We start from the raw sequence: 3,058 nt of genomic DNA, 5'->3' as shown, positions 1-3,058 counted from the left end.
CTCAGTGGCTGCAATCGCGGGGCATGGCCGAGGGCGCGCGGCAGGCGTTTCTCGACCAGTTCAGCGCCGACAGCCAGGGCGTCGGGTTTGCGGTGTTGGGCGGCGCGTTTGGCGAGGGCATCGATTTGCCCGGCGCGCGGCTGATCGGCGCGTTCATCGCCACGCTGGGGCTGGCGCAGCTCAACCCGGTCAACGAGCAGATGAAGCGGCGCATGGCCGCCATTTTTGGCGCCGGCTACGACTACACCTATCTGTACCCGGGCATGCAAAAAGTCGTACAAGCCGCCGGGCGGGTGATTCGCACCCGTGAGGATCGCGGCACGGTCATGCTGATCGACGACCGCTTTGCCGAGAGCCGCATCCAGCAACTGCTGCCACGCTGGTGGGCGATCAAAAGCGAACCGGCGCTTTTCAAATCGACGGATTCACGCATACTTCAGCCCATGACAGTGGCTGGTGAGTGTGATGAGTGAGAACAACAGAACCGCAGCGATCGAAGACAGCCGTTTCCGGCTGCTGATCGACGCGGTTGTCGACTATGCGATCTACATGATCGACCCCGACGGTACCATCACCAGTTGGAACTCCGGCGCCAAACGCTTCAAAGGTTATGAAGAAGCGGAAATCATCGGCGAGCACTTCTCGCGCTTCTATACCCCGGAAGACCGCGCCAACGGCATGCCGCAACGGGCGCTGGACACAGCGATCCGTGAAGGTCGCTTCGAAGGCGAGGGCTGGCGCGTGCGCAAGGACGGCACGCACTTCTGGTCGCACGTGGTGATCGATCCGATCATCGACCCCGACGGCAAGCTGCTCGGTTTCGCCAAGATCACCCGTGACCTCACCGACCGCAAAATGGCCGAGGAAACCCTCAAGCAAAGCGAACAGCAGTTCCGCCTGCTGGTGCAGGGCGTCACCGATTACGCGATCTACATGCTCAGCCCCGAAGGCTGCGTCAGCAACTGGAACCAGGGCGCGCAGCGCATCAAGGGCTATTTGCCGGAAGAAATCATCGGCCAGCATTTTTCGATTTTCTACACCCCCGAAGACCGCGAACTTGGTGAACCGCAGCGTTCGCTGGAGATTGCCACCCGCGAAGGCCGCTTCGAGAACCGCAGCTGGCGGATGCGCAAGGACGGCACGCGCTTTCTTGCCCACGTAGTGGTCGATGCGATTCGCGGCGACACCGGCGCGTTGCTCGGCTTCGCCAAGATCACCCGCGATGTCACCGAGGCCCACGAAGCGCAGCAGGCCCTGGAAAAGACCCGCGAGGCGTTGTTCCAAGCGCAGAAGATGCAGGCGATCGGCCAACTCAGCGGCGGCATCGCCCATGACTTCAACAACCTGCTGACGGTGATTCTCGGCAACCTCGAGATCGTGCAGAAACGCATCGGCGACGCGCCGAAAATCGCTCGACTGCTGGAAAACGCCACCCAAGGCGCCTTGCGCGGTGTTTCGCTGACCCAGCGCATGCTGGCCTTCGCCCGGCGCCAGGAACTGAAGACCGAATCGGTGGATATCCCGCAATTGGTGCAAGGCATCACCGGGCTGCTGCGCAGTTCGTTCGGACCGGGTATTCGTATCGAAACACGCTTTCCCGACGACCTGCAGCCAGTGCTGGCCGATAGCAATCAGCTGGAACTGGCAATCCTCAATCTCGCCACCAATGCCCGCGATGCCATGCCCGACGGCGGCACGGTGATCATTCAGGCGCAAGCCGAAGTGGTGCTGGAACAAACTCATTCGACCCTCGCGGCGGGGCGTTACGTGTGCCTGAGCCTGATCGACAGCGGCGAAGGCATGGACGAAGCCACGCTGGCCTGCGCCCGTGATCCGTTCTTCACCACCAAAGGCCTGGGCAAAGGCACCGGGCTGGGCTTGTCGATGGTGCACGGCTTCATCGAGCAGTTGGGCGGGCGCTTTATTCTGAAAAGCGAGAAGGGCGAGGGTACGGCGGCCGAGCTGTGGATTCCGGTGGCGCTTGAGCGTACGGCCAGTCGCCCGGCGTACAGCAACGCCGCGCCCATTGCGGTGCCGAGGCTCAGTGTGCTGGTGGTCGATGACGATTCGCTGGTGCTGACCAGCACCAGTCTGTTGCTGGAAGACCTCGGCCACCGCGTTATCGGCGCGACCTCCGGCGCCCAGGCGCTGGCGCTGTTCGATCAGGGCGAAGTCATCGATCTGGTGATCACCGACATGGCCATGCCAAAAATGAGCGGCGCGCAACTGGCTCACGCCCTGCGTATGCTCAAGCCGGATCTGCCGATCATTCTCGCCACTGGATATGCCGAACGCCTGGAGGGTTTTGCCGCTCAACTGCCGCGTCTGCCGAAACCGTTCACCCAAGCGAGTCTGGTGCAGATCATCGCTCAATCGATGAAGTGACGCGCTGGTCGATCCGGCTGAACTAGTGCTGACGCGTGCCTTTCCAAAAGTCTTGTTCACTTTTGGAGGGCACGTCTCTTGTCTCGCATATTGACCCAGCCAAGCGCTGTTGAAGAAGCCTTGGCCGAACACGACGCCAAGATGTTTGGCTCACCCAAGGAACGCCTGGATTTCTATCGCCGGGAAATCCAGTACGAAACCAGCATCCTCGCCAACCGCACCGACGCCTACCTGGCGGCGCAATCGTTTCTGGTGATCGCTTTCGCCTCGTGCATGGCCAACCTCAATCCGGAGTGGGGCAAGATGTTCACCCTCGTCGTGCCGCCGTTTCTCGCGCTGCTCGGGGTGCTCAGCTCACTGAATGCCTGGCCGGGGATTCGTGCGGCGTACGACATCATCGATCACTGGCACTTCAAACAGAGCCAGTTGCTGCACAGCGAGCCGGTAATGGGCGCGGCGTATGACGAGTCACCCCTGTTCAGCGAAATGGAATCGAGCCACAAGGGTTATCGCAAGTCGCTGCTGTTCTCGGTGCGCACGCCGTGGATTTTTGCCACGTTCTGGGTGATGTTGGGGGTGTATGCGGTGTTTATTCAGGTGACCAATCCTTGAGGTGGATTGGTCGGGACAGGTGCTGGATGTTGTGGTGTTAATGTGATTTTACCCCCTNACC

General features: G+C 61.1%; 3 protein-coding genes. All 3 read left to right on the top strand.

What is annotated here, in order from left to right:
* The coding region (locus OQK_RS24955) for a helicase C-terminal domain-containing protein (protein WP_274380905.1) at positions 1-473 on the top strand (473 nt) is incomplete at its 5' end.
* Entirely contained in the window at positions 466-2,385 is a 1,920-nt protein-coding gene (locus tag OQK_RS24950; protein ID WP_016774827.1) for a hybrid sensor histidine kinase/response regulator, read from the top strand. The genes OQK_RS24955 and OQK_RS24950, both read left to right, overlap by 8 nt.
* A gap of 78 nt (positions 2,386-2,463) precedes the next feature.
* Complete coding sequence (locus OQK_RS24945; protein WP_016774826.1) at positions 2,464-2,997, top strand: hypothetical protein; 534 nt, start codon at positions 2,464-2,466, stop codon at positions 2,995-2,997.
* Positions 2,998-3,058: the final 61 nt, after the last annotated feature.

Source organism: Pseudomonas sp. R62, assembly GCF_000257605.1.
Classification (GTDB): domain Bacteria; phylum Pseudomonadota; class Gammaproteobacteria; order Pseudomonadales; family Pseudomonadaceae; genus Aquipseudomonas; species Aquipseudomonas atacamensis.
This window is presented reverse-complemented; position numbering and strand designations above follow the sequence as displayed.